Source organism: Streptomyces sp. NPDC090442 (assembly GCF_044769405.1).
GTDB lineage: Bacteria > Actinomycetota > Actinomycetes > Streptomycetales > Streptomycetaceae > Streptomyces.
In genome coordinates, this window is sequence record NZ_JBIVXW010000208.1 from 1 (window position 1) to 2,423 (window position 2,423).

The 2,423-nt window shown below is 53.3% G+C and carries 1 protein-coding gene; it reads right to left on the bottom strand.

Annotated elements, in window-relative coordinates; translation table 11 throughout:
* Window positions 1-375: 375 nt before the first annotated feature.
* Window positions 376-2,163, bottom strand: coding sequence for a hypothetical protein (locus tag ACIQU6_RS44380; RefSeq protein ID WP_403488373.1), 1,788 nt, complete (start codon window positions 2,161-2,163; stop codon window positions 376-378).
* Window positions 2,164-2,423: the final 260 nt, after the last annotated feature.

The window sequence follows — 2,423 nt, forward strand, 5'->3', positions numbered from 1 at the left end:
GCCGCGTACGTACGTTTCCCGCCCGCCGCGCGGTACAGCGCGACGGCATCGTTCCTGAACTCCTCCGGATACGGAGACCTACGTCCCACCAGGACGCCCTTCCTCGGACCCACACGATCCATTGTCAGAGTGTCCACACCGCCGGGGTCACCTCAATCCTGGGCATCACCAACAACCCCGACACCTACGGAACTTGATCGAACCCTGGGCTCGACCCGGCAGAACAAACTGGTGAGCGAGGCAAAGAAGTCGCTCGAACCAGTCCGCCCACAACTCCACATCACACAAGGTCTCCACGCCAGGATCAACGAGTCACCCCGTCAACCGACACGAACCTCCCCTGTAGTACCTGCGAGAAATCGGGATGAAAGAGGTTCAATGTGGAGGCAACGGGGGGTGCCCTTCACCCTGGTACAAACGGCGACTGCCAAGCCTCGTTACTTCTATCCCTGGGTTAAGCGAAACCTCCAGTGCTGTCTCCTGGGCCATTGTCCGGGTCAGCTCTGAAACTTGAGATTCCGGTATAGTTACTGGAATCGGGACCTCTTCGTCTCCGTTGCACGAATAGGGGAGGAGCTGTATTGATTCTTTGGCGGAAGTGGCGATGCGTCGAAGAATCGGCCAATCCGTACTCTCTAGGCGAATTATATGTTCGGAGATTCGAAGCAGGTAATCATTTCCCGGCTCGGGCTTCCCTAGGGACCTCGCCCATTCAAGTAACCTATATACGCTACCCTCTCCGTCAACTCCGGATCCGTGAAGCTTAAAAACACTTTCTGGAATGTCTGACCGCGCTTTGGGGGATTGGATCCGATCCAAGGCATACCCCATCGAACCCCCTTCCCCAATGCGGGATGCCACCGGAATGTATGATATGCGAGACTGCTCGCCAGCTTGCTTGCAGAATTCTACCTCCGTGAAATATCGCGCAATGAGTCGCTGGTTCCGGATTAACTCCGCATTCTGCAATGCGCCAGTCTCGCCTTCGGGATGGTCGTGCCTGACGCGCAGAATATTAAGTTCGGCAATTCTGTCGGAAATATCCTCCCCCGGAGAGACGCCCAGTCGCCTAGGTGTGAATTTTTTTAGGATTCCATTGAGCCATGCCGTGCACACCTCGCTCCCATGTGTTACGGTCTCCTCGTACTTTGCGTGCCGTTGATACGTGATACTCCTCGATGATCCTGCAACCAAAGGTTCGCGGAGAATCCTTATCGCCATTCTCTCCAAGTCCTTATACTCATCCAATAGTGCTAGAACAAGGTTACGCTCATCCGGGTCAATAGGCAGCTCGTGATGCAACCAAGGCTCGATCAGTCTGTAGTCAATCAAATTTCGGTTCCTAAAGAAGTCTGCGGCCATTCCTTTATAGTCACTTCGCCACTTAACAGCGGAGGCGCTTCGAGTCATAGAATTTAAAGATCCTGAAATGTGGTGAACGGAGTGAATTAGCTCGTGTGCAAGCACAGATTCAGGCGACATTGCAACGTTATCCGTCATCACGATAAGGCGAGGATGGAAGGCGACTGTAGAAAAACATCCGTATCCGTTCAGTTGTGAGCGAGACAAAGCCATGGCAGAAGGTCTTGCCAATAGGTCCTGAAGAATCACAACATTGATTTTGATCGGCCTGAGGGGGTTGGGGACCCCAAGAAACACCTCTCGTGCTGTCAGAACTCGAGGATTTATGCCGTAGGGTTCTAATGAATCGCCGTACTCCGATCCGTTATCGGCTGGATCGTAAGGAATCGGGCTACAACTGGCGAAGAAGTTGATCAGGTCGCGACCCATGGCCGTATTTTCGATACGTCCTATCAGATTGTCAACTTCGTCACAGAATGCACCGGGGGTTAATGTGGCCATATGCGTGGACCAGAAGCGTCCCTTATTCAAAACTCTACGCTTATAAAAAGACGGGTCGCCGACTACAGCTACCCCTGGTCGTACCTCTTTTGCGAACGCGTTTCTTCCTGCTTGTGGATTTTCTGGATCCCGGTCCCAGTATATTGCCACATCTCGCTGCTTGAAAGGGCGTCCCCTTGTATATCGACCGCGCCTCTCATTGGCTCTGTCGTAGTACATGTCATGCATCTTCGGTTTCTCCGATATCGAGCCGGGGTTAAATGAATGGACTGCGGCCGTCGTCTGCTCCTGAAATGGCATGCAATTCACAGGAATTTTGTGCGGAGGCGGCTTGCGCGCCGATCGGGCGGATTCTTTGAGAGGGCATTTGATCTAGGCGTATTGCCCTGTATGCCCTAGTGTCTCGTGATCCTGATTGGGTTACTTCGCGTTGTTATTGACGAGTTTCTTCATGGTGGTCTGGACCAGGGCCGTTGCAAGTTCCGGGGTCGTTACGGCTGGTGGGGTTGTGACTGGTTTGGGTGCGTAGCAGAGCAGGCACGGGCTTTGTGATCATTGTG